We start from the raw sequence: 25,174 nt of genomic DNA on the forward strand, positions 1-25,174 counted from the left end.
CTGGATCAATATGAATATTCTAATCATAGAAGATGATGACGATATCTGTCAATTATATTCTATATGGTTAGAAGAAAATAGACACGACTATATTATTGCTAAAAATTATGAAGATGGGATATCTGAATATGAAAAATCCATTCATAATACCGACGAAAATCCTAAATCACATAATAACTCTTTTGATTTGGTAGTCCTGGATTATGATCTCCCATCAAGGAATATTTCTATAAATCAAAATGGTTTGCATATTGCTAAGAAGATTTTAGAAATGAAAAATGATCAAAGGATAATGTTTGCATCAGCATGGCCTAAAAAAGCATTTGTTGAATATGTTTCCACTCTAAAAAGTGTACCAGAGGTTCTTCCCAAACCATTCGAAAAAGAGGAATTCATAAATCTAGCAGAAAAAATTAAATTATATGATATTGCAAAAAAATTTACTAAACAACTTCGCGATATGAAAAATCCTAATAACCCAAATGTAGATATTAAATCCTTAGAATCATTATTTAAACTTATGAATAATGCAAGAAGAGAATTTTTGCAAAAGGACAATTATAAAAATGATGAAACCGATCTTATTGAATAAGATTTAATAAAGTTTAATTTGAAGAACTATAAAACACCTTTTGTGTCTTCCATGAAATATGTTCAGATAGATTTATCCAATGATACAGCTATTCTAAGAATAAATCGACCCGAAGCTTTGAATGCAATGAATTTAGATGTGATCGCCGAGTTGACTAGAGCAATTGACATAATTTCTGCAGATGATGGGATTAAGGTACTTATTATCACAGGAGCAGGTGAACGTTCGTTCTGTGCAGGTGCTGATATTTCTTACATGGTAAACATTGATGCTGTAACGGCAGAAAAATATGCTTCGTCTGCACAATCTATGCTAAATAAACTTGAGAAGATGGAGAAACCAGTAATTGCAGCCATTAATGGTTTTGCATTGGGAGGAGGATGTGAACTATCTCTTGTTTGTGATATTAGATTTGCCTCTGAAAACGCAAAAATTGGTCAGCCAGAGGTAACCATTGGTATCCCTCCAGGATGGGGCGGAACTCAACGTCTTTTAAGAATAGTTGGACCTGCAAAAGCCAAGGAAATGATTTTTACTGGAAAAATGATATCTTCTAAAGAGGCTGCAGATATTGGATTAGTAAATCAAGTAATTTCTCTCTCTGATTCTGAAAAATCCGATTTAGATCCATCTGTCGATCAAAGTAACGAAAAGGAGAAGAATATTGCTCTTTCAAAAATGCTTAATAAGAAACTTATAGATTACTCTATATCATTTGCTAAAGAGATTACTAAAAATAGCTTTAATGCTGTTAGAACAAGTAAAATGTTGATTAATAAAGGGATGGATGCCGATATTGACACAGGATTGCGGTTAGAAATTTATGGTTGGGCACTATGTTTTGCTCATGAAGATAGACAAAAAATGATGTCATCATTTCTTAATAAGAGTAATAAAAAGTAACCCTAATTTTTTTCTGGATTTTTTCTATTTTTTTGAAACTATTTTTGAACCATTACTCGGTCTGTTTAAAAATGTTTCGCATTTAATGTCGAGTTTTTTATATTCTTCCCTCATGACCTCTGCCAAATGTAAACTCTTTTTCCTTGAATTCGAAAAGGCAATACTCGAAGGTCCGGCTCCGCTAATTGTGAATGCCATTGCTCCCTCTTCCATGGATCTTTTTTTTAGTTCATCGTAGCCCGGAATCATTTTTTTTCTAACAGGTTCTACTATGCAATCATTGATCCCATTGCATATCATATTTATATCTTGATTGCAAAATCCTGCAACAATTGAGCAAGCATTTGCAATATTGTGAACAGTTTTTTCTAAATTTACTTTCCTAGGAATTATTTTCCTGGAAACTTCAGTCTTCATGTTTGGAACTTTAATTTGAGGAACACAAATTACTACTATCAAGTCCTTAGGTGCTTTGATTTTGATAAATTCTAATCTTGGATATGTTTTAACTACTACAAAATTTCCAAATAGAGATGCAGCTATGTTATCATAATGCTTTACCCCGGCACTAGCCAATTCGCCTTCAGCAGAATAATCTAATAATTTGTTTTCATCCATCTCTAGTCCAAACAAAGAATTAAAGGAAATTGCGGTTGCCACTGCCGATGCAGCACTACTGCCCATTCCATATCCTACGGGTATATTTTTTTCAATTTCTATCAAACACCTATAATTGTGTAAATTATAATCAGATATGATTTTTCTTGCAACTATACCTGATGTATTGTAATCAGGATCATTTGGAATATTCTTTTTCCCATGGCCCTTCGTAATTATTTTTAAATTATTCTTGATAGTTTTTGGGCTCTTATTGATCTTTACGGTAACAATATCCTCCAACGCATCCAAGCCCAATCCAAATACATCATATCCTGGGCCTAAATTGGCCGTAGAAGCTGGTGCATGGGCCGTACATTCAGTAAATTTCGTCTCTATATTAACTTTCATCGTTGTGTCCCTCCTCTCCATGCGTTAATATTCTTGATAATGCTGCCGATAAGTTTACCATTCCATTCATAGTAATATTTGACATTGCAATAGGACTCAGCATATTTCCACTCTTATAAAGTGTTTTTATGATATCTTTACTTAGTAAAGATTGCTCTGTATCTTTTTCAAGATTTAATGAATTTTGAAGTGAAGTAATTGAATTCGACCAATTCACAATTTCTGGCAATTTCTCAATTATCTTGTCTCTTTTTGTAAGAACATTAATTTGAGGAATGCCTAAACGTAACTTAATTGATTGTGCTAGAAATATTAGTGAAACGTAACTAATAGGAGACGTTGCTAACGTGCCGTCCATGGTAAATAGCGTTACCTTGCTATCCGAATAAAAATTTGAAACAAAATAAGGACCACTAGACCTAAATACAAATAGTTCGATTTGTCCAGGTGTATCTACTATTACGTAGTCAGGATTAAGTTCTTGAACTTGATTTTGAATTTCATCTATTTTTGTAGATATTAAATCGTTAGCCAATATCAGCGAACCATTTGGTCCCAAATTGTAATCTTCCATTATTGAATAAAAATCAACCAATTCTCTAACATCTATATCTGGATCATACTGTAATTTGGATACTCCAGGATCCAAGTTAATCGAAATTGGAGATACTTCATGACTGTGATACCACTCCAATAATCTTGCTGTTAGTAATGATTTTCCTGATCCGGCTGTCCCAGTAACGAAAATAGTATGCATTTAAATAATTTTTAGATGTTATTGTAATTTTATTGTTATATTTGTATGATTATTATATTCCTTCTCTTAATCTAGTTGATATACATTGAATTGGCGGGTAATTTTCATAGTGGTAAGCATTATACCCATGATGCTTATTTTTTTATTTACACCAGTTTCGCTGAATGATGTATTATCAGTGGGTGTGATCCCATTTATACTATCCTTTGTAGCAACTATGGCCAGAATTTTTCTTCAAGCAATTAGGTTCTACTATTTCGTCAGAAAATTTATTGGGAAAAACGTCAGTTCATTTTGGAAGATTATTTATGCCCGATTAGCAGGAGAATTTGTCACACAAACTACTCCTTCTTATATTGGAGGGGAACTTGTAAGGATTGCTTTCTTAACCAAAAGTGGAGTTCCAGCTGGACGAGCGGCATGGGTAACCACAATGGAAATCATTGCAGATGTATTTGTGGGAACGATTTTGGCTTTCATAGCTGGATTTATTGCCATAGCAAATGGATCACTTTTGATCGGGTTAATTGTTATATCAATAGCTACTCCTACATTTGGATTTTGGTTTTTTATATTGATTTATTCAGCAAAAAAAAATATTCAATTGCCAGCCTTCTCTTTAAGATTAGCAAGAAAATTTGTATCTGATCAAAAAGCTCAAAGGGGTATTAATTCTGTTAATAAGGCCTTGGATGACTTGTGTGTTATGAGCAGAGAAAATTTTGGCTCCTTCACATCTGTAAAAATATTTTCAGTAGGAATTGCAATTACTTTAATAGCCTTTGTTTTTCATGGGCTTTCATTTTTAGTGTTGACGCATTCGGTTGACTCATACATAGGTTTATTTCTATCGTTTATGGCTACTTCATCTTCTACCATTTTGGGTACACTGCCTATTACAATAGGTGGTTCTGGATTAGCAGAATGGGGTTTATGGGGGTATATAAATCACCTAAATGATTTCTCTCAAATTGGGAATATACTACATGACAATGATCAATTAAACGTTATAATTGCTTGGAGAATTGCTTCTTATTATATTCCTCTTGTAATAATGTGGGTTGCACTAATGAGATTGACTTTGCGGACAAATTATTCATCCTCCAGTCCATCTCAATCATGATATTAATTTAAATCACAAAAATCATACAATATCACATTTTAAATAATTTAACTTCCTCTTCATAACATGGGAATATTGCATGATCTACTGAAAAATAAGATTATTTTAATTACGGGGGCATCAAGTGGAATAGGTAGATGTATAGCACACGATTTTTCGAAATTTCAATTAAGGACGTTAATTTTGGTTGCAAGAAATCAATCTAGATTGGATGAAACTGCTTCCACTATCAAACAGAACTTTGAGATACTTCCAATCTCTTGTGACGTATCAAGAAAAGAAGAAGTTAAACATCTAGGGGAGGTTATTCATGATCGATATGGGTATATTGATATACTAGTAAATAACGCAGGCGTTGGTCTATTTGGACCTGTAGAAAAGATGTCTATCGAAGAAATAGAACGGGTGAGTTTCACTAATTATTTTGGTATGATTTATTTTACAAAAATCTTTCTAGATTCTATGATAAAAAGAAATTCAGGCCACATTATCAATATTGCATCTCTAGCAGCGAGTTTTGGTATACCTGGAATGGCAGCTTATTGTGGTTCAAAATTTGCCATGTTAGGCTTTTCAGAATCCTTAAACCGTGAGTTGAAAGAAACCGGGATAAAGGTTTCTGTAATCAGTCCAATAGGTGTAAAAACCAATTTTTTTAATAACGAATATTTTGATCATAAATATCCAATGAAATACATGCTAAATCCTGAAAAGGTTTCTAAGGCTGTTTTGAGTTCCATTGAATCTGGTTTATTCCAAATTCATGTTCCTACCATAGTCGGATTATCCATTCCTTTTAAATCCTGTTTTCCAGCCTTAACAGATTTAATAATTGCACATCAGTTTCGAAAAATTTAGTTTGAAATTTAAATTTCTAATCTTCATCTTCCTCATCATCTTTGCCACTGGGATTGAAATCCGATTCTACATCCATCATCTGTGCGCTCTCTAAATCAAATTTGAATATCTCTTCCATATCGATTTGATACCGAGCTTTCAGTAATTCACACAATTGATCACTTAATCTAGCTTTTGAAATCTTTATTTTATATTCATACACAAATCCTTTCATAAGTTCTGACGTTTTTACGTCATCTGATATTTCTATTTCCTCTACTATTGTTCTGCCGTCTGGCAAAGATTCATACAGTTGAATATCTGCTTTCTTATTTTGTTCATTAATGTCTAAAAAATAGCCAGTTCTATTTATTGTGTCTAGTGGCTGAAAAATTGCATTCTTTAGTTCATTATCTGCCCAATCAGGTAGCCCATTCTCGTCGGATTTCGCCTTTGCCGCTCTTTTTGTCATATCTTGCCTCGTTATGTACTCTAGTACTTTTTATTAAAAACCTTTTCAATCAATTTTTGTTGAGAAAGTAATAATTATTGGATATACTCAATTAGGATCTTGAACACCATCCTAAACAGTAGTTTTTTATTTGATATGATGAATCATTTACAATCTAAACTAATACTTGTTGACACTAGAGCCTTCAATGAGTACGCCCAGGGTCATATACCCGGTGCTGTAAACATCGATCTAATGCAATTTCATTGGTTGGATACTACAAGACAGGGAATTGTTCAATTTAATAAACAAATGAAATTATTGTTAAATTATCTTGGCATTGATTCATCAAGTCATGTAGTTTTTTATGATCGCATTTCAGGGCCAACCGCATCAAGAGGAGTCTGGTTGCTGAATTATTTTTCACTTCAAAATGCGTTTATATTAGATGGCGGATTCGAGTATTGGACGAATCTTAACTATCCAACTGAAACAACTACAAACCAATTCCAGCATAACAAGAGTAACTACAAGATAAACAAGAGCGTTTTGGCCGATGTTCAATACGTTAAGGACAGTATCAATAGCGACAAGGATGTAGTAATTATAGATTGCAGATCAGAGGCTGAATATCTCGGGATAATTGTTCGTGCATTTCATAGAGGACACATTCCTAAATCAAAAAATATTGATTGGATTCACAATCTTGAAAATGAAAATTTTTTAGAATTCGACAAACTCAAAAAATTTTACTCATTTATATCTAATCAAACTGAAATAATCACTTATTGTCAGGGAGGGTATCGAGCTGCAAATACCTATCTTGTTTTAAAGCATCTCGGATATGAAAATGTAAGAATGTATTTAGGATCTTGGGGAGAATGGGGGAATAACCCCAATCTTCCTGTAGAAAAGCGGGGTTAGTACTTTGCCCATCACTGGAGGGGTTTATGATTAATTGCTATTTCTTATTTATTGGAAGATTTTCCAATTTTTCGAATTCTCTGTCAAGTTCAGTTGAATTTTGATTACCGTATGTAATTAAGATCCTATCGTCATCATTTATTACATAGTTCATAATGTCATTAGTTTCATTGCCATTAACATAAGATGTTAATTCATATCCGCCAGTATCGCAATATCGCTGGTTATTGTCGGTAACAAAACATCCATTTGATATATCCATTCTAATACTCTTCAAGAATTCTCCTAATGGTACATTCGATGAATGCTTATGCAGAGTTGTTCCATCCAGTGTGCCGTTATAACTTTCAACATGTATATAGTTCGATCTTACCATGTATTTCTGTTGTGCCAGATCAACTTCCGTACCATTTAGACTAATTAGTAATGCAGCATGTTCATGTGCAGAGCCCAAGTCCCCATATCTAGCCGCGACATTATCACCTGGAAACAATATTGCCAATACAATTGAAAGACCAACTATCCCTGCAACAGCAGGGAGTATGATTTTCAAATATTGTTTCCTTTTCTTTCTTCCTCTTGCAAAATAACTCCCGTCATTATTGGAATCTTTGTTAGCTGTATTATTTTTATTAGCATCAGTTTCCGTGCTTTTCTTCTTTTTGCTCATTCTATTGTATATCCTAGTAATATGTTCTCTAATTTAAAATTAATATTTGCAGTTTCAGGTCTTATTTGTCATTTCACTGATGATGTTTTTTAGTTTCAACGAGAATGGATGATTTGGATTATTGATAACAGTCAAAAATTCCCTGGGACTGAATTGTATATCACAGTAGCAAGGTAGAGGAGAAAGATAGTTTGCTCCTGTTGCATCATGTAATTCTTCCAAAACTTTTTTATGGTCTTGGTTTTCTCCGAGATTTGAATCAATCACATCACATGGAATGCAGTATCCTGACACTCTGTTAAGCAAAATATATGAGATTGCACCAAATCGAACGAATGTTGTATATATCTCAAACAACAGTTTTTTAGTCCCTTCTATATCCAAATCATCCATTTTCATGGTTAGAATTAACTTATCGGCTATTGATAATGCATTAATCGACCAATGTCTTATTCCAGGACTAGTATCTATTATAATGTAATCTGTATCAAGTTTGGTGATTATTTGCTCTCTAAGGAAAACCAATTTCCTGAACTGTTTTTTCCAATAGTCCGTTCCATTACCCATTTCAAATTTGAATATTGCATCTCGACTGGGATTTGAAAATCCTGCATAAAGTCTTCCTTTGGATTTAGATTGTTCCTGTCCTTTTGGAAAAAGTAAATGAGTCATATCAATAATGGATTCATAGATATCTGCGTTATTATCTAAAAAATCGTTTATCCATTTCTTGGGGTTTATTTTAAAATAATTATGCAAACTTGGAGCATATACGTCAAGATCAAGTATAGCAACCTTCTTACCCATTTGAACAAGTAGTGCGGCTGCATTTGCAGCTATTGTTGTCTTGCCTGTACCTCCCTTATAGGAATGTATTGCTATACAATGAGTCATACTAAGTTTGCCTATTATTCTACTTTAAAGTTTAATATTAAATCTTTTGAATTTCCATGAAAAATACAAGTTGTATCACTTGGCTTGATACGGAAAAATTTAATATTTCTTGATTTTTTTTGAGAAATTAAGTCGACAAGTCCATTACGATCCAACTGATTTGCTGGTTTATTTGTACTTTCAAAATGAAATGTCAAATGTGGTTCAAATCCTCTGAAAATATAGAAAATAAATACAACAATAAATATCATAAAATTATTATTTACCTAAAAATAAACATGAAAGTATTTACTTGAGTTACTTTCCATGTTGATAATATCGATGTCTTATGGTTAGAAAGGGTATATTGCAGGAGATTTTTAGTAAAGCAATTTACGCCGATAATCCTACGATTTATTTTGTGACCTATAGAGATTATGAGAATTTTAAGCGAATTACATTAGAAGAATTCGTTTTAGTCTCGGAGCATTTTCAAAGGATACCTGCTTCAAGAATAATTAGCGTCGAATTACAAGGACAAATCCTTTATAAAAAAATTAAAATATTGCCGAGCTGAAACTCCAATAACAATAATCATGGAAAACAATGTTACTGAATTTAGTACCCTATGCAAGAAATTGGTTGGAATAGACCAGAGAATTCGATTCGTAGGTGTTGCTGATAAGCATGGCCTGATACTTACAACTGCAGAGCGAGAAGGTATAATTCCGCTTTTAAATGATGAAGAAACTGAACAATATGCAATTACTGCATCAACAAGACAATATACTAGATTGAGATGGCAAGATCTACTTGGAAAACTAAATTATACTTGTTCCCTTTATGAAAAAATACTTAGGATTACAGTTCCAATAACAAATCAAAAAAATAGATTGGAATATCTATTAATCTTCACTTTGGATCCGAGCACAGATGATTTTGATCATATCATCATGCAAAAAGTAATTCCTCTTGTTGCTGATTTCTTTTCGGCGGCCTTCACAAAATTGCCATGAACTTTCGAATCTACAAGATACTGATATTATCTTTTTAAAAAGAACCATATGATGGATTTCATATAATAAACGTAAACGTTGTCTAACTCACATTGATATTTAGTAAATAAATATGCGTTAATCTTGGTCGATTCACTTGTAGTATCATAACTTGAATTTTATTAATGAGTTTAAAACATGTAAATGAATGTTTTTAAAACAATCAATGTTATTTTGATTGTTGACGACTATAGGTAATACTTCTGTCAATCCTGAAGAATCTGTCAAGGTCATGGGGATTATTAATATCAGTCCCGAATCATTTTACGAAAATTCGATCAAACAAACTGAAAATGAAATTCAGGATACATTATATGAGATGGAAGATGCTGGAGTTGACATAATTGACGTTGGAGGCATGTCTACTGCTCCTTATCTTAGAACAATGATTCCAGCGGAGCTTGAAATAAGACGATTGTATAAGGCCGTGTCCGCAATTAGGCAAATTAGTAATATCCCTATTTCAATAGATACCACACGCTCTAGTGTAGTCAAATCTCTATTGAAATTGGAAATAGATGCGGTAAATGATGTTACTGGATTGAAATTTGACACTAAAATGTCAACACTTGTATACGAAAATAATCTACCCATTATTCTCGGTGCGTACATATCTAACAGTGAAAATTCGTATTATGGGGGCGATGCAAAAGATACTTTATCACTTTTGCGAGATAGCATCATGATAGCACAGAAATCTAAAATTGACACAGATAATTTAATCATAGATCCTTCTATTGGTTTTTTTAGACAAAGTGGGCATAACCAATTTTTCTCAAGAATCAAAGGGATGGATTGGTATGTCCGTGACTTGGAAGTTTTATCAAATATACAGATATTCAGGTCTCTTGGGATTCCGCTTTGTGTTTCAATATCTAGAAAATCCTTTATCCACGCATTGTTTGGATCAAAAGTTGAAAACAGGTTAATTCCATCAATAATAGCTGAGATGCACTGCGCAACTCATGGGGCATCTTTGATAAGAACTCACAGTGTAAGAGAAACTAGGCAGGCACTAGAAATGCTTGAAGTGCTAAGTAGATAGGAAAATAATCAAATTGTAACAATTATAACTATTAAGTTACTAAAGATTATAGATTTAGTTTGAGAAAAGTTCACGATATCGATCATGTTACTCCGGGTATATTGCTATCTGTAATCGAGGAATTTGATGCAGGCAAAAATACATATGTTGATGAAGGTGATGTCAGAGCCTCAGTTATTGGAGGTTCCGCAATAGACTATTCTGATCGTATATTAAATGTGAAACAGAAAAACCCTCCAATGATCCCTAAAATAGGTGATGTTGTAGTGGGCTATATTGATATGTTATTTGGAAATATGATATCTGTAAGAATACTTTATATTAATGAAAAGCTTACCAAATCTGGCTTTTCAGCAATAGCTTCTACACGTATATCTTATTCTGGTGGCAACTATAATTCAAATTGGCGTGAAAGAAACTACCGAGGTAAATATGTTTTCAAAGTGGGAGATATAATCAGAGGACGAGTATATAGCTTGTTGAATTCTTCTATCCATTTGACATTAGATGAAAAAGACTTGGGAGTAGTCTATACCATGTGCTTTTCTTGCGGCAATGAGTTTACTAAAGTTCCAGGAGGCTTAAAATGCAATTTCTGTGGTAATTTTGAGGACAGAAAGGTTTCCATCGATTACGGGAAGGAATCATTTACCCTTTTATATGATAAACAATTTCTCAAACTATGAGTTCTTTTCGTGTAGGCTTTCAAGGAGAATCTGGGTCCTACAGCGAAACCTCCGCTAGTATCGAATTTCCAACTCCAAATTATTCTTTTGTTCCCTTCAAGTCGTTTCGCGAATTATTTGATGGAGTCGAGAATTCTGTAGTCGATTTGGCCGTTGTACCAATTGAAAATTCTACAGAAGGTAGTGTAAATGAAACATATGATCTATTAGTAGAAAAACCCCTCTTTGTGATAGGGGAAATATATCAAAAAATACACCATTGTTTAATTATTAATAAGACTTCAACTGTAGAAAATATTTCAACTGTTTATTCTCATCCTCAAGCTCTGGCTCAATGTAGGAGATACCTTCAGTCAAAATCATTAGAATCTATTCCAATGTACGATACAGCGGGCTCTGTTAAATTTATTAAAGAATCCCTGAAGTATGACGCAGCAGCTATAGCAAGTAAACGTGCAGCTCAAATATACGATATGAAAATATTAGATGAAAATATAGAGGACAATTCTAATAACTATACCAGATTTTTTGTAATATCAAAAACATATGAAAATAAACCAGATCACGACAAGATATCCGTAATCTTTTCTATATCTCATACTCCAGGCTCATTATATTCGATACTCAAAGAATTTGCAACGAGAAAAATAAATCTAACTAGAATTGAATCCAGACCTACAAAAAATGTACCTTGGGAATATTATTTTTTTGTGGATTTAGAGGGTAATACTAACGAAAAAAGAATTTCTGACTCTCTTTCTTCCATTGAGAACATAGTTAAATTCTTCAAGCTACTGGGGTCTTACAAGAGGGCCGAGATAAATTAATCAGATTGCATCCTGGTTCTAATACCGAGGCCTAATATTACTATTCCAGTTATGATGAGCATCATTTGGCCGCTGAATGCTATCGGACTCGCCTTTGAATTTGCACCTAAATTCAAATTCAATATGTTACTACCATCGTTAACAACTTGAATCCTGTATTTTCCATTGATCTCCGATTTAATAGTTTCATTAAAAATTCCATTGATGTCTGTCTCGTTTAATATCAAGTTATTATTTGGGTCCATAACCGAAACTCTTGATCCAGATCCATTGATATAGATATTTGCTATGTTGCCCGCATTCATATCGGGTGTAAAAATCTCTGTTTGATTTGGATCGATCTTTTCAGTTATTTCAACAAACCTCGGAATATAAGAATCGACAATTGAAACAATTCCTATACCAATAAATGTGAAACCCGCAACAAAAAAAATTACAAAAGAAAGTCTTCTTGAGATAATTACCATAAATTGGTTTATCTAGTCAATTGATTTAATATAATCTTTACAATAGTCTAAATAGATCATTCAAATCGCGGTTTCATAAAGTCCAGAGGATTGTAATAAATAGACGACATTGACTATGATGGCCCCCCTTACTATCGACGTCTTGTTATTGTAATTGGACTCTGATTGATTATTTGTTTCTCTGTTCTTTATATGACAAATATCATTAAATGCTAGTCCATAAAGATGAAAATAATTTGTATAACCTGTATATTTTTTCCGAGCGGGCCTATATAATAAGTAGCAAAATTTGACAATGCTAAAGAAGCAAACAATTTTCGTTTATAATTTTATACAATTCTTCTATTTTACATCCTGATTTTTGATGAATGGATCTATAGCCAATGTTGAAGTTTGAAAAATTCCTCGATAGGCTCCTTTTTCAATAATTTGATTAACGCTAATGCTTGTGGAACCGAAAGTACTGGCTTCGAAAAAAAGTTGTCAGTACCCAATCTCGGACAAGCAACCTGAACAAAGGCATCAATTTCTTTAAAGTTTTCGAGTTTTTCATTCGAAATCTCCGTCAAAGCTAGCAACTGTGTATTCATTCCCAATTTTTTCAGTTCTTTCCTAAATTCTAAAGCTTTGATGTTTGCAAATTGTCCTTCCTTGAGACCAATTATTATTCCAATTTTTCTAGCATCGAGTGCCTTGTACACCGACAAAATTGCTCTTTTTTTCATAATTTCTGCTTCTTCATTTATTTGTGTGAATTCCTCAAAGTAAGGATCTAGCATAAATGTTGGTTTTTCCGTTGAAAGAGCTACGCCTATCGAATGAAATCTGCTCTGACCGAGAAATATGAATGCCTCGATATCATCTTTTATTTTATATAAAGGATGAAATTCGCAACCAAACACTTGTGCATCATTCAATTGGCCTTTTCCCTTTCCTATTTCTACATTGTAGCCATTCTTTTCAAATATTTCTTTTACTATATCGATCTGGTGCAAGTGCTGGCTATCTGTTACTAATGAAATTGTCTTATATTGTCCTTTTAATTCATTTGCGCACTTTAATGCAATTTTATCAAAACTGATGGTGTCAAAAGCGTTTATCATAAATACCTTTTCGCCAAAACTTTCTAAACTAATCGTGTGTCCTATGTTAAATAATATATCTGCACCCAGCATATTCGCAGCTTGAGTATTTAAATCACAGGAACCCCAACTTTTATCGCCAATAATATAGGAAGTAATATTGAATTTCTCCTCGATACTCTCGGAAACTTTTTGAATTTTTGGTAACAATGGTTCAGGACCATTTAGAGCCACGGAATGAGGCTTCTTTGATTTAATGATTTTGAAAATACTATCCTCATCTATTTGAATCATATTGAATATCTATTTGAATCATATTGACCTTATTCATTAATATTTTTATGTATTTCAAACATCCCAGGTTGAGATATTTATTCTTCTTTATGAGCAATTTCATTTTTAGTATGAATTGCATGGGTTTTACAATTGCTTGTTAGAATTTGGTGTCATCGTATTCCAGAGATGATTGCCATTTACTAGAGGTTCGATATACAGGGGTAGTCAATCTTCTATATTTTTTGTAATATTTAATAAATTCCTTATCGGGGCGCGAGGTTATAACTTCCCAAATCGAAACAGTAACATTCTATTTAATTAAAGAACGATGTTTTAGACAGAGTACAATAAAAATAAGATGATAAGAACAAAAAGGTAGTTAGTATTTGTAAAACAAACCAAATCATCCTTCTTGTTACTATTTTCACTATTTTCAAAGTATCCAAATCTAGGATCAAGTTATTAATGGGGTTTCCAAAAATACTTTAATGAGGCAATCATAGTTATAGCGAGATACTAATCAAAAATTTGATTACTCATTAAACTAGTTTATTATACATATGGGATCAGAGGACTATGGTTTCTGAAATTTAACGAGTGTCCAACATATTGTCACTTATTACCAATGTATTCTCCTTGCCCTTTTCTATAGCTTCGTCAACAAATAGATTGATCGTTTCTATCGAGTATAGTCTTAAAATCTCTACTAATTTAAAATTATGGTTTATTTCGTAATTCTTGATCCTTCCTTTATATTTATTTTCAATCACGATTTTATTCTTGACTAAATGGGGCAGAATTCTTTGAACAGACCTCAATGGAGTATCACTAAGCTTACTTATTTCTTTTGATGTGAACTTGAATTGTTGATTTATTATAAAAAAATCTACAATTCTAGCTATATTATTTCTAAAAATCCTCTCAAGAGGTCTATTTTTTAAAACGTCTGGATGAGCATCGTCTTCCATGTGTTAACACATGTCTTATTCAATAAATATCTTACGCCATATTTGGCGTTAAAGGTCTCTTCGCATCGTTATGGCTTTCTTCACGAACCCTAATTTTTCATAAAATTTCACCACATTTGGGTCACAATCAAGAATGATCTTATAACACCCATGTTCATTTGAAATTTCTGTCAACTTGTGAATCATTTCTCTTCCCACTCCCCTTCCTTCAAATCCCTTTCTTGTTGCAACATCTTCGATATGACCAACTCTTCCTCCATTGTGGATAAATTTCTGTTCAATTAATAGTGTAGCTGTGCCAATTATTTTGCTACTCTCTAAATCTTCCGCAACTATTATTATATGATTTTGATTTTCCAGAACTCTGCGTATTATCTCTTTCTTAAGTTCATCATTTGAATAAATGTCACCTACCGTGGTTAAATTGGAAAGAGTTTCAAAGAATCCATTCTCAAAATCTCTTTCCTTAATTTTTCTAATTAGAATTGACATGTATAGATTTACATTAATATTATTCAAAATATTCTTTACCATTTTGTTTGTTCTAAATTTTTGTCTAATATTTCAGTTGGCTAAAATCAAATCCTTTACAAAAAATATTGAATTGTTATTAGTCTACACATTTACTATTAGAATCAGACTATAGAATGTCTTTATTTCATTCACTCGTACAATGAAAGTACAAATTCTTTAGAAATGCTAATTAATACATTTCCTTTAATTAATTATTAGTGTAAAAATAGTATCCATGACATCCGAAGTTGAAATTAACAATCCCTATAAGAATAAGATGGCTAGAATTATGGTAGTAGATGATGAGAAAGATATTCTTAGGATTATTAAGAGAGATTTAGAAATAACCAATGAATTTCAAGTCGAAGTATTTTCGAGTGGACATGATGCGTTGAATTCTTTTAAGAATCATGAACTAGGATATTATGACGTCATTATTACTGATATTCGCATGCCTCGAATGAATGGGTTTGAGTTATATAGGCATATAAAAGAAATGCGTCCTAACACCAAAATAGCTTTTATAACTGCATTTGAAATAAATAAAGATGAATTTACAAAGGTGCTTCCTTCTATTGATGTTAAAGATTTTATAATAAAGCCAATTGACATGAATGATTTGATTTTCAAAATCAAATCGATGTTGGCCGCTTGAAATAAGATCTCAAACCATATGTATAGATTAACTTTTAAATGCTAAGCATAGTATTATCCAGAATCAATATCTTTTTACTAATTCTCGTAATCGGTGTCGGCATTTCATTATCTATACTATCATATCATTATTCTGGTCTGACAGCGGATCAAATTGGGGAAATTGCCTCTAATGATATTAGATCCAATGCTATAATTGAAACAGACGGTCTATCAAAGACTTTGTTACATATTATCGATCCTGTTTCTACTAACTTGGAAATATTATCTAAAATTGTCAATTATAGTAACATTGAGGGAACCAGTATTATTATGGATGCGGTTCAAAACTCCACAAGATCGTTGACCGAAGGTTATTATTGGATAGATGAAAATGGTAAAATCGTCTCCATTAGCAATGTTAACTCTAGCATAATTGCTTCATACAGCGGTATCGACCTGAGCAATAGAGAATATTTTGTAATTCCTAAAGAAACTCATGCTAGTTACTACAGTAGTGCAATAGAATCAATAGACAAAGTTCCTCGATTATATATTTCGTTCCCCGTTTTGGAAGGATCTAATGAAGTATTTAAAGGAGTAATAGTGGCTTCCATAAAAATACATGAACTTGGACGTTTCTTACAGAGTGAATTGGCACCACAGGTTGCAGGAAATGTTGGATTGATGGATAAAAATGGTATTATAATTTATGGAAGTAATCCTTCTCTAATCGGAAAATATTACCTTGGAGAAGAATTTCAATCTCTCGTCCCGGAAGAAATTCGAGGACCTTATAATTCCCTATTGGCCAGATCACTAAAAGGTTCTGCAGGAGCTGAAGACTTGATTCTGTTTGGTGGTAATAAAACTACTCTTACTTATCAACCTGTTTTCATTGGTGGAAAGTATCTATGGACATTGTTTGTTAGTTCTCCTCATCAATTGGCTGCTGAGGTTGGTGTATTGATCAATAATCAGAAAAACTTTAGCACATTGATGATCTTAATTATTGGGGCCGTAGCTCTGGGCATCGCATTCTTGATCCTATCTTGGAACAAGAGATTAGAATCGGCCGTGAATTCTAGAACTATTGAATTAAAAGATGCGAATAACTCTTTGCTCCGGTATAACAAGTTATTGGAATCGGCCAATGAAAAATTGAGTATTCATGACAAGATGCAAAAAGAATTTATCAATATCGCCGCTCACGAATTAAGGACTCCAATTATGCCAATTCTTGGAGATGCCATATATCTTGAAAGGCAATTTGAGGAAGGTAAGACAGAGGTTATGGTTGATAGGGAACAAGTTAGTTCCATAATTCGAAATGCAAAACGTCTAAGGAGACTAGCTTCAGATATTCTAGATATTACCAAAATCGAAAGCCAATCACTAAAGCTCAATAAAGAACAGTTTAATCTTAATGACATAATACAGTCTTCTATAAGCGATATAAAGGCCCAATTGTTAAGCAGTAATCCTGAGCAGCTCGAAAATCTGACAATTAGTTACGAACCTAAAGATATTTTCGTATTTGCTGATAAGAACCGAATTACTCAAGTCATTTTCAATCTTCTTAGTAATTCGGTTAAATTCACCGAAAAAGGTTCTGTTGAAATTATGATAAAAAGTGAGCGCGATTCTACTACTGACACTACTTATGTGGTAGTAAGCATCAAAGATACAGGACAAGGTATCGATAAGGATATTCTACCTAGACTTTTTACTAAATTTGCTTCTAAATCCTTTGAAGGAACTGGCTTGGGATTGTTTATCTCCAAAAGCATTATTAATTCTCATGGAGGAAAAATTTGGGCCGTCAATAATCATGATAGTGGTGCCACTTTCTACTTTAGTATACCACAACAATGACAAACATACAGGAATCCAAACTATACCGCTCAAATTTCGAAATGTTATCCCTTTATTGCAATTCTGTTTCATACATTAAGCTACCAGATAACAAATCTCTTCCAAACGACATATTTTCAATAAATCAATTGACTAAAATTGACGAAATTCTCTATTGGTTGTTCTCTTTCTCATGCTTGGATTTTTCCAATCGTTTATTCCATGCCTTGCTGGCAACAAATAACAAAACTATAGTTATTAAGAGTGAAATTTCAAGGATTATAATACTAGTTAGAGTGAGTGTTTCAAATATTTGAATTAAAACTACCCCCATAATATTCCCAGTAATCAATGCAATAAAAAAAATCTTTGCCATCTCTTTCTTAGTCATTCTGCGATTATCTTTTCGTATATTGAAATTAAATATATTTTTATTGAATTCAATCTTAGTTTTCAATATGATACTATATCGGGAAATTTTTGAGTTGAATTTGATGTTGTAAACTATATATCAATTCTTGTAATTTATTAGTAAGTTAAATGCGATAATCAAAAACCATTATATCTACACCCGCAAGCCAAATTCACCACCATGCCTATCCTATCTCTGCCCTGCATATCCACATTGCCAGTTGTTCTTGTTTCCGTACTTGCCCCTGAATCCGATTTTTACCCACCACTTGAGGCATCCACTTGTGATTGAACTTTCTATTGGATTATGTGCTGTGCCACTAAAGGTCATAAGCACCATAAAGCACACCATATCAATCAAACCCAAAAATTATTGAAAAGTGCATTATTATCTATTATTTCCCATCAAAGTTTGAGATTTGACCTAGTCTCCTTAAGAATACCTCTGTTTTACATGCCTCAACCGTTTTGCAATTCTTATTCTTTCAAGTTAAAACCTTCAAACCTGTTTCAGTTATATTTTATTGTAAACTTTTTCAAAAATACTTTTTTCTCCGATTTGCCGACTAATTTTCGACCTTCAAGCTCCTTGTGGGTCATTTCCACTTTGGATCAACCTATCTTTGTATACTTTGCAGCCTTATCTAGAGATTAAGATTCCTATAAACATTATCAAGTACTAGAAAATGGATCGGGCTACCATCAATATTAGGTTATCTGACACTTCTAGATATGGCCCTGTAGTTATGCTTCAATACTATATATTGAATACAATGTTTTGAAAAACAAACTTGTTATTTATTTATCGAACCCTAAGGATTAACTGTAATTACTCTATACTAGTTGAATTAAGCCTTCTGATTTCATGTCATTGGTCCCATTTAGTTGAAAGACAAGATCGAATCTGCATATCTATTTATCCAAATGTTGCTTAGTCATATCTAATGGTGGCAGATAGGACTATAGCCTTAGACCTGGATTCCGTTTTGGCCGATGTAATGCAGATCTGGTTGGAAGAATATAATAACAGGTTCCATACGGATTTTAAGAAAGATGATATTTCTGATTGGCACATTTATAATGTATTGCCCATAAGCAAAGAAGAAATTTCAAATTTGTTTATAACCGTTTGGAAAAACCGATGGCAAGATATTCCTCCAACTAGTAATGATATCGCTGAGGTAACTAGTCAACTACTTGACCTTGGATTCAGGATTTCCATTATCACAAAAAGAGAACGCATCACTATGCCTTTTGTTTCTTATTGGCTCGACCTTTACAAAATCCCGTTTAGCGACATCATTTTTATTTTTGATGATACATCGAAGAACCACTTTCCATTCTTCCTTTTGGTGGATGATTCTCCTATTAATGCAAAGGAAATTCTGTCTCCTAAGAGAATAATCATTTTTGATCAGCCCTGGAATAGATCACTGACGTCGTATGTTAGAATTGATAGATTAAATCAATTAATTAATTTGTTGTGATTATCCACAGTTTAACTTCCCATCCAACTCAATAAATATTCTATTTATAGTAGAGGTTAGTCCATTATAGTTACTTAGAAAATTGCAAACATCGTCAAATACTTGATTATTTGAGACAGGCTTTCCAAGATAATCCAACTCTATTTCCTCGTTTTCAGTCGTTAAATATATCTTTAATACATATTCTTTTGAAATGTTATTATCCTTTTTTTCATACTCCCTAAGTTCGATTTTCTTCACTACTCTTCCTTCAAATTCGAACTTATTGTCCAGTATTACTTTGGTTCTATTCAAATTCAACAATAATATCCTATTCTATATTGCATTAACTATTAAAGTTCTGTATAAGAAATATTTTTCATTTCGCTATCTATAATCCAAGAATCGTATCCATTCGGGGAACCATAACTGACTTTCGTGTACGCCAATCCCTTTGGCTAGAATTTCAGGGGAATTGTAGAATACCGAATCAACTCCCAATTCGGAAGCTACTTCTTTATTCAAATCATCTATGTAGGATATTTTGCCGATATATTTTCTGCCTATAAGATCTTTTTGTTGAGTATATAATCCAACCTGCCTGCCATCGACAGTAGGAACGTAACTTACCAATACATGTATTTTGTTTACATTAGATTTCTTCAAATAAAAAACTGTTTCTATGATTGTACCACCTGTTTGTATCGTTCCTTGTATTGAAAGTATTTTTTTATTTTTGGTAACAGGTTCTATAATAAATTTAAGTGTTTTACCATTGGAGAGTAATTTGTTCTTACTTACTTGTTCTGAATAATCTATCATTGGGTCAGAATCATCATACCTGTCTTTTATTATCCCTTCAATCATTTCAATTTTCCTTTTGCTGTTCCTAAACCCTTGATTTAACCCCAATGCCATGGGTCGTGTATAATCCGGTTCGGCTAGAATGATGTCCGCTTCAGCAATCTTGCCAGACAAGAATTGTGCTTGAGCATTCCCTATATTTTTTCTAATCGAATAGATGCTCTTATTGTTGAAAATACTTGACACATGTGATTCTCTAATAAACTCGAATGGGTCCATCAGGATTCTGTTTTTGTCTAATTGAGTTAAGATATCCATTCCATAATTAGAGTTGATGCGTATGAGCTGTCCAGGATTGATTTCTTTTAGATTTATGAACGGAAAGAAACTCTCAATGTAATTTTCAGAAGTAACAATAAAATCATTATGACTTTCGTCTTTTCCTAAAAAGAGAGGCTTAAATCCTGTGCTATTTCTAAAAATATAAATTTCATTATCTATATTTATGACATAATTTCCCCTCAAATGCCTATCCAGGAATTCTGCGGCCTTGTAAGGATCTTTTCTCATTATCAGTAAATCTTTAAAAATAAAGTGAACTTGATTAAGGGGTTCGAAATTCTTACGTTTCATTAGAGGATGCGACAACAATTTATCCAGATCAATGAAAAATCCGTCAAGAGCAAAATTTATTTTCTCTAATCTTTTGGTCATTGGTTTCTTCTTTGATAAATGGCCCACAATAGCACGCATTGGATCCTTTTGATGCTTCAAAACCTTTTCATGAATTAAATCAAATGCTGGCAAGGATCCATATCCGCTAACCTCAAAATTTCCAGAACTAATTTTCCAAAATGCTTTACCACGATGCTGAAGTAATTGCATTCCGCGAAAGACTTGATAAATTGATTTATCGTTGTTAATATCATCAGTCATTCTACAGGCTGCAATAATCCCACCCATTAAAATTCAAACTTGCTATACCGTTCGAATGATAAATGTTTTGATATACTCAAATTGGTTTGTAAAAAGAATCATACTTATACAAAGTAAATATATATTCCAATCCTTCGCAGGTTTATTTCTATTGATAATTGGATTGTTGGGTAAGGCGAATGTAGGTAAATCAACATTCTTTAACGCAGCCACTGATTCATCCGTTCCGATTGCTAATTTTCCTTTTACTACCATTAATCCTAATATTGGTGTAGCATTTGTAAGGGTTCAGTGTGTTTGCACCGAATTGGGTGTAGCTGATAATCCTGTAAATTCCCAATGCATTAGTGGAATCAGATACATACCGGTAAAGTTGATTGATGTTGCTGGATTAGTGCCAGGAGCACATTTGGGCCGTGGATTGGGAAATAAGTTTTTAGATGATGCACGTCAGGCCGATGTTTTGATCCATGTAATAGATATATCTGGATCAACCGATGAGGAGGGCAAATCCGTCAGATCTGGTGAAGGCGATCCGTTTCTTGACATCCAATTCGTGGAAGAAGAATTCGATCTATGGATACGTTCCATTATTTTAAGAGATTGGCAAAAATTAGTTAGAGAAAGTGAAAATCTAAAACAAAAGGTGGAAACTGTTATATCCAACAGACTCTCCGGCCTGTCAATTAGTGAACAATTGATTCGAAACTCTATGGATCAAGTTGGATTGACAAAAAAACCTAGTGAATGGACTGAGAATGATTTGCTATCCTTAAGTAAACAAATTCGTATCAAATCTAAACCAATTGTCATAGCAGCGAATAAAGCGGATCTGCCTGCCTCTGATTCTAATATTATAAAACTAAAAGACCTTGGAAGACCTTTCTTTCCCACGGTATGTGAAGCTGAGCTACTTTTGAAAAGAGCTTCCATTAAGAATCTAATCTATTATCTACCCGGAGATTCCAATTTCGAAATCAAACGAAACGAAAAACTTTCCCAGGAACAAATTGGTGCTTTAAACATGGTATCCCATGTATTGTCAAAGTTTGGTTCAACGGGTATCCAACAAGTTCTAAATCATGCTTGTTTCCAGGCACTAAAGAAGATCGTCGTTTATCCGGTAGAAGATGAATACAAATTTACTGATAAGAATGGAAATGTTTTGCCTGATGCTAGAATTATTTCGGATAATTCAACTGCTAAAGATTTGGCATTTCTCATCCATAACGACTTGGGAAAGGGCTTCCTTTATGCAATTGATGCTAGAACAAAACAGCGAATAGGTGCTGACCATATATTAAGAAATAATGACATAGTAAAGATAGTAGCCAATACTGGTCGTAAATGAGTATGCTGTGTCTAGGAATAGAAAGTACTGCTCATACGTTTGGGTGTTCCGTGGTAGAATATAATAAGGAAAGACCTTCTAGTGCACCTGAAGACGGATTCATTCTGTCGGAAACAAGAGATATTTATCAAGCATCCGCAGGGTGGGGGATTCATCCAAGGGATGCCTCAAAACACCACTCCCAGGTAGCTACAGACATATTAAAAAAGTGTTTGGAGGAAGCTGGAATCAGTATTAAAAACATCGATCTTATCTCTTATTCTGCTGGGCCAGGATTGGGCCCTTGTTTACGAGTGGGAGCAGTTGTTTCCAGATCACTAGCATCATTTCATAACATACCTCTGGTACCCGTAAATCATGCAGTTGGACATTTAGAATTGGGGATTAAACTTACCAATTCAAATAATCCGCTCACACTTTTAGTTTCAGGTGGCCATACCATGTTGCTTGTTTACTACAAGAATAAATGGAGGATTTTCGGCGAGACTCTTGATATTACACTGGGTCAGCTCTTTGATCAAGTGGGGAGAAAAATGGGTTTTGCCTCTCCATGTGGCAACAAAATAGAGGAACTATCCGGTCTCTCAAAAGGCAGTTGCTTACACACTTTGCCCTATATTATTAAAGGAAATGATGTCTCTTTTTCAGGATTACTTAGTTCGGTCAAATCTTTGATTGATGATAAATCGAACAACCTGTATGATATTTGTTTCTCATTACAGGAAACTGCTTTTTCAATCATTGTAGAAGCTGTGGAACGTGCACTAGCGTTTACCGGAAATAAGGAGTTCCTAATTGTCGGAGGCGTTTCTGCTAATAAAAGATTGTCTGAAATGCTTAATTCTGCATGCATGACCCATGGATCTGTTTTTCATTCCTGTCCACTAAGATATTGTGGAGATAACGGAGCACAAATCGCTTGGACTGGTTCGCAGATTTACTCTAGTGATAAATCGTCTTCCATAATGCCAGAAAATGCTTCTGTAAACCAATCTTGGAGACTCGATAGCGTATACATTCCATGGAGGTAGGTACTATTGATTATTATTATTAGTTTGTTGATTTATTTGCGATGTGATTTCTTTAGCCCAATTACTTGGATTTAATACTCCAAACTTGTATATTTGATCACTATTGCGTAACTCTATAACTAGTTTCTTGATAATTCTGCCTTCAGATCTTGCTTGGGATATATTTTTAAGTTCAAAATCTATTTTTTCACCAAGCATTTCTTTAGATAATGTAGCAATTCGACCTTTGGTCTTCTCAAAAGCCAGTTTCTTGTTTGTTAAAGTAAGAATCCCGCTCTTTAATGTATCCTCTGAACAGTCCTCGAATAAGATTCCTTTTTCTTTATTGGGGGATTGTGAAGTATTATCCATAATTTTTAAAGTACTGACACATTACTAAAATTATCTATTGGTTAGGGATGGAACTTTGTTAAAAAGGGGTGCCGAATCAGAATTGTATTTGATCGATTGGTACGGAAACCATGGCGTATCAAAGGTAAGAATACGTAAAGATTATCGTCATCCATCTATAGATATCCCGTTAAGGAAACAACGAACTCTTCATGAAGCAAATATTTTATCTCAAGTAAAACTACTTGGAATAAACACTCCTTTCATTTACTATATTGATATATCCAATTTCGAAATTATCATGGAATTCATCCGGGGCAATACGCTCAAGGATGTTTTTTCACCAATATACTGTACTACAGTAGGGAAAATAATTGGAACTTTGCATCTAAACAACGTAATTCATGGTGATATTACAACTTCTAACTTTATTGTATCTGCTGGTGGCGTACTTAGCTTGATAGATTTTGGTCTGTCTTTTATTTCTGAACGTTACGAGGATAAGGCTGCGGACATCAGGTTATTCAAAGAGATATTAAGTAGTATTCACGTTGAGGTATTTGATGAATCATATGAAAACTTTTGTAATGGATATAACCAAAATTACCCAAAAGTTGCATCTTCAATATTTAAGACGGTAGGCGATATTGAAAAAAGGGGTCGATATTCTAGGTCTGCCTCATAAAAGGATTTTCTAAACTGTTTGTTGTATATTATTGTATAATTTTTTTACACAAACCTCTTTCCTTGTGTTGAACAAAATGGTCTTGACAAAAATCAATTTCACATTCATAGCAATGCCAGCCACACAAAGTATAACAAATATTGCACTTTGATATAGGTTTGTTATAGTCAAATTCTTTGTTTTGTTTGTCAGTTCTTGTTTTTTGCAATCTTTTTTGCTGTTGTCTCATATATCTATCCTCTATAGTAGCATAAAACATCTAAACGATGTTTGAAACTTATTCTCCAACTGAATGGATCTTTCAACCTGTTTCATAAAATCAGAATATTATTTAAGCTTTTCAAGCAATATTTAGTATTAAATGTTCGATGTTGTTGGAGATGAGCCTGAATTATTATAATATGCGGGAGGTGGGATTCGAACCCACGAATCCCTAAGGAACAGGGTTGTAGGAAACTTCCAAGCTCTTTCTAAGCCTCGCACTTTTACGACCTGCGCCGTTGACCGGGCTTGGCAACCCCCGCATTAACTCTCTTCATATGTGAAGCCAAATTTATCTATTGTCACCAATTTTTTTGACGCATTGGGTTCCAATAACTAATCTTCCGTTTATTGA

Annotated in this window: 29 protein-coding genes and 1 tRNA gene; 15 read left to right on the plus strand and 15 right to left on the minus strand. The window is 33.4% G+C overall.

All coding sequences use genetic code 11. The annotated features are described in order from the left end of the window. Nucleotides 1-10: 10 nt before the first annotated feature. Together ACMT7R_RS08645 and ACMT7R_RS08650 are read left to right on the plus strand one after the other, a co-directional pair. Entirely contained in the window at nucleotides 11-592 is a 582-nt protein-coding gene (locus ACMT7R_RS08645) for a response regulator (RefSeq protein ID WP_415311233.1), read from the plus strand. Nucleotides 593-643: 51 nt separating this feature from the next. Next, entirely contained in the window at nucleotides 644-1,495 is an 852-nt protein-coding gene (locus ACMT7R_RS08650; protein ID WP_415311672.1) for an enoyl-CoA hydratase/isomerase family protein, read from the plus strand. A gap of 24 nt (nucleotides 1,496-1,519) precedes the next feature. Here the strand turns inward: ACMT7R_RS08650 and ACMT7R_RS08655 are convergent, their stop codons facing one another. Together ACMT7R_RS08655 and ACMT7R_RS08660 are read right to left on the minus strand one after the other, a co-directional pair. Further along, nucleotides 1,520-2,503 (minus strand): homoserine kinase, encoded by a 984-nt coding sequence (locus ACMT7R_RS08655; protein WP_415311235.1) that lies wholly within the window; start codon nucleotides 2,501-2,503, stop codon nucleotides 1,520-1,522. Beyond that, complete coding sequence (locus tag ACMT7R_RS08660) at nucleotides 2,493-3,260, minus strand: ATP/GTP-binding protein (protein WP_415311237.1); 768 nt, start codon at nucleotides 3,258-3,260, stop codon at nucleotides 2,493-2,495. Before ACMT7R_RS08660 ends, ACMT7R_RS08655 begins: the two co-directional genes overlap by 11 nt. A gap of 109 nt (nucleotides 3,261-3,369) precedes the next feature. On the opposite strand from ACMT7R_RS08660, the gene ACMT7R_RS08665 reads away from it, so the two are divergent. Both ACMT7R_RS08665 and ACMT7R_RS08670 read left to right on the plus strand, forming a co-directional pair. Then, entirely contained in the window at nucleotides 3,370-4,383 is a 1,014-nt protein-coding gene (locus ACMT7R_RS08665) for a lysylphosphatidylglycerol synthase transmembrane domain-containing protein (protein WP_415311238.1), read from the plus strand. Between the two features lie 66 nt (nucleotides 4,384-4,449). After that, nucleotides 4,450-5,241: an SDR family NAD(P)-dependent oxidoreductase gene (locus ACMT7R_RS08670; protein ID WP_415311240.1), complete on the plus strand. Its 792-nt coding sequence runs from the start codon at nucleotides 4,450-4,452 to the stop codon at nucleotides 5,239-5,241. 16 nt (nucleotides 5,242-5,257) lie between these two features. Here ACMT7R_RS08670 and ACMT7R_RS08675 read toward each other — a convergent pair whose 3' ends face one another. Further along, the gene (locus tag ACMT7R_RS08675) at nucleotides 5,258-5,692 is read right to left on the minus strand and encodes a hypothetical protein (RefSeq protein WP_415311241.1); all 435 of its coding nucleotides are present in this window, start codon (nucleotides 5,690-5,692) and stop codon (nucleotides 5,258-5,260) included. A gap of 99 nt (nucleotides 5,693-5,791) precedes the next feature. Here ACMT7R_RS08675 and ACMT7R_RS08680 point away from each other — a divergent pair, with 99 nt between their 5' ends. Continuing rightward, nucleotides 5,792-6,595, plus strand: coding sequence for a sulfurtransferase (locus tag ACMT7R_RS08680; RefSeq protein ID WP_415311243.1), 804 nt, complete (start codon nucleotides 5,792-5,794; stop codon nucleotides 6,593-6,595). A gap of 37 nt (nucleotides 6,596-6,632) precedes the next feature. Here the strand turns inward: ACMT7R_RS08680 and ACMT7R_RS08685 are convergent, their stop codons facing one another. Both ACMT7R_RS08685 and ACMT7R_RS08690 read right to left on the minus strand, forming a co-directional pair. Beyond that, nucleotides 6,633-7,265 (minus strand): hypothetical protein, encoded by a 633-nt coding sequence (locus ACMT7R_RS08685; RefSeq protein ID WP_415311244.1) that lies wholly within the window; start codon nucleotides 7,263-7,265, stop codon nucleotides 6,633-6,635. Nucleotides 7,266-7,319: 54 nt separating this feature from the next. Then, entirely contained in the window at nucleotides 7,320-8,159 is an 840-nt protein-coding gene (locus ACMT7R_RS08690) for a ParA family protein (protein ID WP_415311246.1), read from the minus strand. A gap of 575 nt (nucleotides 8,160-8,734) precedes the next feature. On the opposite strand from ACMT7R_RS08690, the gene ACMT7R_RS08695 reads away from it, so the two are divergent. From ACMT7R_RS08695 to pheA, 4 genes are all read left to right on the plus strand, one after another. Beyond that, nucleotides 8,735-9,154 (plus strand): hypothetical protein, encoded by a 420-nt coding sequence (locus ACMT7R_RS08695; RefSeq protein ID WP_415311247.1) that lies wholly within the window; start codon nucleotides 8,735-8,737, stop codon nucleotides 9,152-9,154. A 220-nt stretch (nucleotides 9,155-9,374) separates the two neighbouring features. Beyond that, on the plus strand, nucleotides 9,375-10,238 hold the full coding sequence (folP, locus tag ACMT7R_RS08700) for a dihydropteroate synthase (protein ID WP_415311248.1): 864 nt from the start codon (nucleotides 9,375-9,377) through the stop codon (nucleotides 10,236-10,238). Between the two features lie 59 nt (nucleotides 10,239-10,297). Continuing rightward, nucleotides 10,298-10,924 (plus strand): exosome complex RNA-binding protein Csl4, encoded by a 627-nt coding sequence (locus ACMT7R_RS08705; protein WP_415311249.1) that lies wholly within the window; start codon nucleotides 10,298-10,300, stop codon nucleotides 10,922-10,924. Next, the gene (pheA, locus tag ACMT7R_RS08710; RefSeq protein WP_415311250.1) at nucleotides 10,921-11,751 is read left to right on the plus strand and encodes a prephenate dehydratase; all 831 of its coding nucleotides are present in this window, start codon (nucleotides 10,921-10,923) and stop codon (nucleotides 11,749-11,751) included. Before ACMT7R_RS08705 ends, pheA begins: the two co-directional genes overlap by 4 nt. Here the strand turns inward: pheA and ACMT7R_RS08715 are convergent. The 4 genes from ACMT7R_RS08715 to ACMT7R_RS08730 all read right to left on the minus strand — a co-directional run bounded on the left by ACMT7R_RS08715 (nucleotide 11,748) and on the right by ACMT7R_RS08730 (nucleotide 15,063). Beyond that, nucleotides 11,748-12,218, minus strand: a complete 471-nt coding sequence (locus ACMT7R_RS08715) for a hypothetical protein (RefSeq protein WP_415311252.1) — start codon at nucleotides 12,216-12,218, stop codon at nucleotides 11,748-11,750. The genes pheA and ACMT7R_RS08715 overlap by 4 nt on opposite strands. A gap of 374 nt (nucleotides 12,219-12,592) precedes the next feature. Then, nucleotides 12,593-13,594, minus strand: a complete 1,002-nt coding sequence (gene dph2 / locus ACMT7R_RS08720; RefSeq protein WP_415311253.1) for a diphthamide biosynthesis enzyme Dph2 — start codon at nucleotides 13,592-13,594, stop codon at nucleotides 12,593-12,595. A gap of 572 nt (nucleotides 13,595-14,166) precedes the next feature. Then, complete coding sequence (locus ACMT7R_RS08725) at nucleotides 14,167-14,544, minus strand: hypothetical protein (RefSeq protein WP_415311254.1); 378 nt, start codon at nucleotides 14,542-14,544, stop codon at nucleotides 14,167-14,169. Nucleotides 14,545-14,592: 48 nt separating this feature from the next. Continuing rightward, nucleotides 14,593-15,063 (minus strand): GNAT family N-acetyltransferase, encoded by a 471-nt coding sequence (locus ACMT7R_RS08730; protein ID WP_415311255.1) that lies wholly within the window; start codon nucleotides 15,061-15,063, stop codon nucleotides 14,593-14,595. A 229-nt stretch (nucleotides 15,064-15,292) separates the two neighbouring features. Here ACMT7R_RS08730 and ACMT7R_RS08735 point away from each other — a divergent pair, with 229 nt between their 5' ends. Together ACMT7R_RS08735 and ACMT7R_RS08740 are read left to right on the plus strand one after the other, a co-directional pair. Next, nucleotides 15,293-15,712: a response regulator gene (locus tag ACMT7R_RS08735; RefSeq protein ID WP_415311256.1), complete on the plus strand. Its 420-nt coding sequence runs from the start codon at nucleotides 15,293-15,295 to the stop codon at nucleotides 15,710-15,712. 38 nt (nucleotides 15,713-15,750) lie between these two features. Further along, nucleotides 15,751-17,565 (plus strand): ATP-binding protein, encoded by a 1,815-nt coding sequence (locus tag ACMT7R_RS08740; protein ID WP_415311257.1) that lies wholly within the window; start codon nucleotides 15,751-15,753, stop codon nucleotides 17,563-17,565. A 151-nt stretch (nucleotides 17,566-17,716) separates the two neighbouring features. Here ACMT7R_RS08740 and ACMT7R_RS08745 read toward each other — a convergent pair whose 3' ends face one another. Continuing rightward, a complete protein-coding gene (locus ACMT7R_RS08745) occupies nucleotides 17,717-17,935 on the minus strand; it encodes a hypothetical protein (RefSeq protein WP_415311258.1) in 219 nt (72 codons plus the stop codon). 210 nt (nucleotides 17,936-18,145) lie between these two features. After that, nucleotides 18,146-18,286: a hypothetical protein gene (locus ACMT7R_RS08750; RefSeq protein ID WP_415311259.1), complete on the minus strand. Its 141-nt coding sequence runs from the start codon at nucleotides 18,284-18,286 to the stop codon at nucleotides 18,146-18,148. 613 nt (nucleotides 18,287-18,899) lie between these two features. On the opposite strand from ACMT7R_RS08750, the gene ACMT7R_RS08755 reads away from it, so the two are divergent. Next, nucleotides 18,900-19,442: a 5' nucleotidase, NT5C type gene (locus ACMT7R_RS08755; protein ID WP_415311260.1), complete on the plus strand. Its 543-nt coding sequence runs from the start codon at nucleotides 18,900-18,902 to the stop codon at nucleotides 19,440-19,442. Here ACMT7R_RS08755 and ACMT7R_RS08760 read toward each other — a convergent pair whose 3' ends face one another. Together ACMT7R_RS08760 and ACMT7R_RS08765 are read right to left on the minus strand one after the other, a co-directional pair. Next, nucleotides 19,443-19,742 (minus strand): hypothetical protein, encoded by a 300-nt coding sequence (locus ACMT7R_RS08760; RefSeq protein ID WP_415311261.1) that lies wholly within the window; start codon nucleotides 19,740-19,742, stop codon nucleotides 19,443-19,445. 66 nt (nucleotides 19,743-19,808) lie between these two features. Further along, nucleotides 19,809-21,188 (minus strand): hypothetical protein, encoded by a 1,380-nt coding sequence (locus ACMT7R_RS08765; protein ID WP_415311262.1) that lies wholly within the window; start codon nucleotides 21,186-21,188, stop codon nucleotides 19,809-19,811. Between the two features lie 124 nt (nucleotides 21,189-21,312). Here ACMT7R_RS08765 and ACMT7R_RS08770 point away from each other — a divergent pair, with 124 nt between their 5' ends. Next, nucleotides 21,313-22,512: a redox-regulated ATPase YchF gene (locus ACMT7R_RS08770; RefSeq protein WP_415311263.1), complete on the plus strand. Its 1,200-nt coding sequence runs from the start codon at nucleotides 21,313-21,315 to the stop codon at nucleotides 22,510-22,512. A 2-nt stretch (nucleotides 22,513-22,514) separates the two neighbouring features. Beyond that, nucleotides 22,515-23,543, plus strand: a complete 1,029-nt coding sequence (gene kae1, locus ACMT7R_RS08775; protein ID WP_415311673.1) for a KEOPS complex N(6)-L-threonylcarbamoyladenine synthase Kae1 — start codon at nucleotides 22,515-22,517, stop codon at nucleotides 23,541-23,543. Nucleotides 23,544-23,546: 3 nt separating this feature from the next. Here the strand turns inward: kae1 and ACMT7R_RS08780 are convergent, their stop codons facing one another. Continuing rightward, a complete protein-coding gene (locus tag ACMT7R_RS08780) occupies nucleotides 23,547-23,894 on the minus strand; it encodes a hypothetical protein (RefSeq protein WP_415311264.1) in 348 nt (115 codons plus the stop codon). A gap of 55 nt (nucleotides 23,895-23,949) precedes the next feature. Here ACMT7R_RS08780 and ACMT7R_RS08785 point away from each other — a divergent pair, with 55 nt between their 5' ends. Next, on the plus strand, nucleotides 23,950-24,558 hold the full coding sequence (locus ACMT7R_RS08785) for a KEOPS complex kinase/ATPase Bud32 (protein ID WP_415311265.1): 609 nt from the start codon (nucleotides 23,950-23,952) through the stop codon (nucleotides 24,556-24,558). A 402-nt stretch (nucleotides 24,559-24,960) separates the two neighbouring features. On the opposite strand, the gene ACMT7R_RS08790 is transcribed toward ACMT7R_RS08785, so the two are convergent. Further along, nucleotides 24,961-25,082: transfer RNA gene (locus tag ACMT7R_RS08790), tRNA-Tyr, on the minus strand. Between the last annotated feature and the right edge of the window lie 92 nt (nucleotides 25,083-25,174).

Origin of the sequence: Candidatus Nitrosocosmicus sp. FF01, from assembly GCF_047711275.1 — an archaeon.
Lineage (GTDB): Archaea > Thermoproteota > Nitrososphaeria > Nitrososphaerales > Nitrososphaeraceae > Nitrosocosmicus.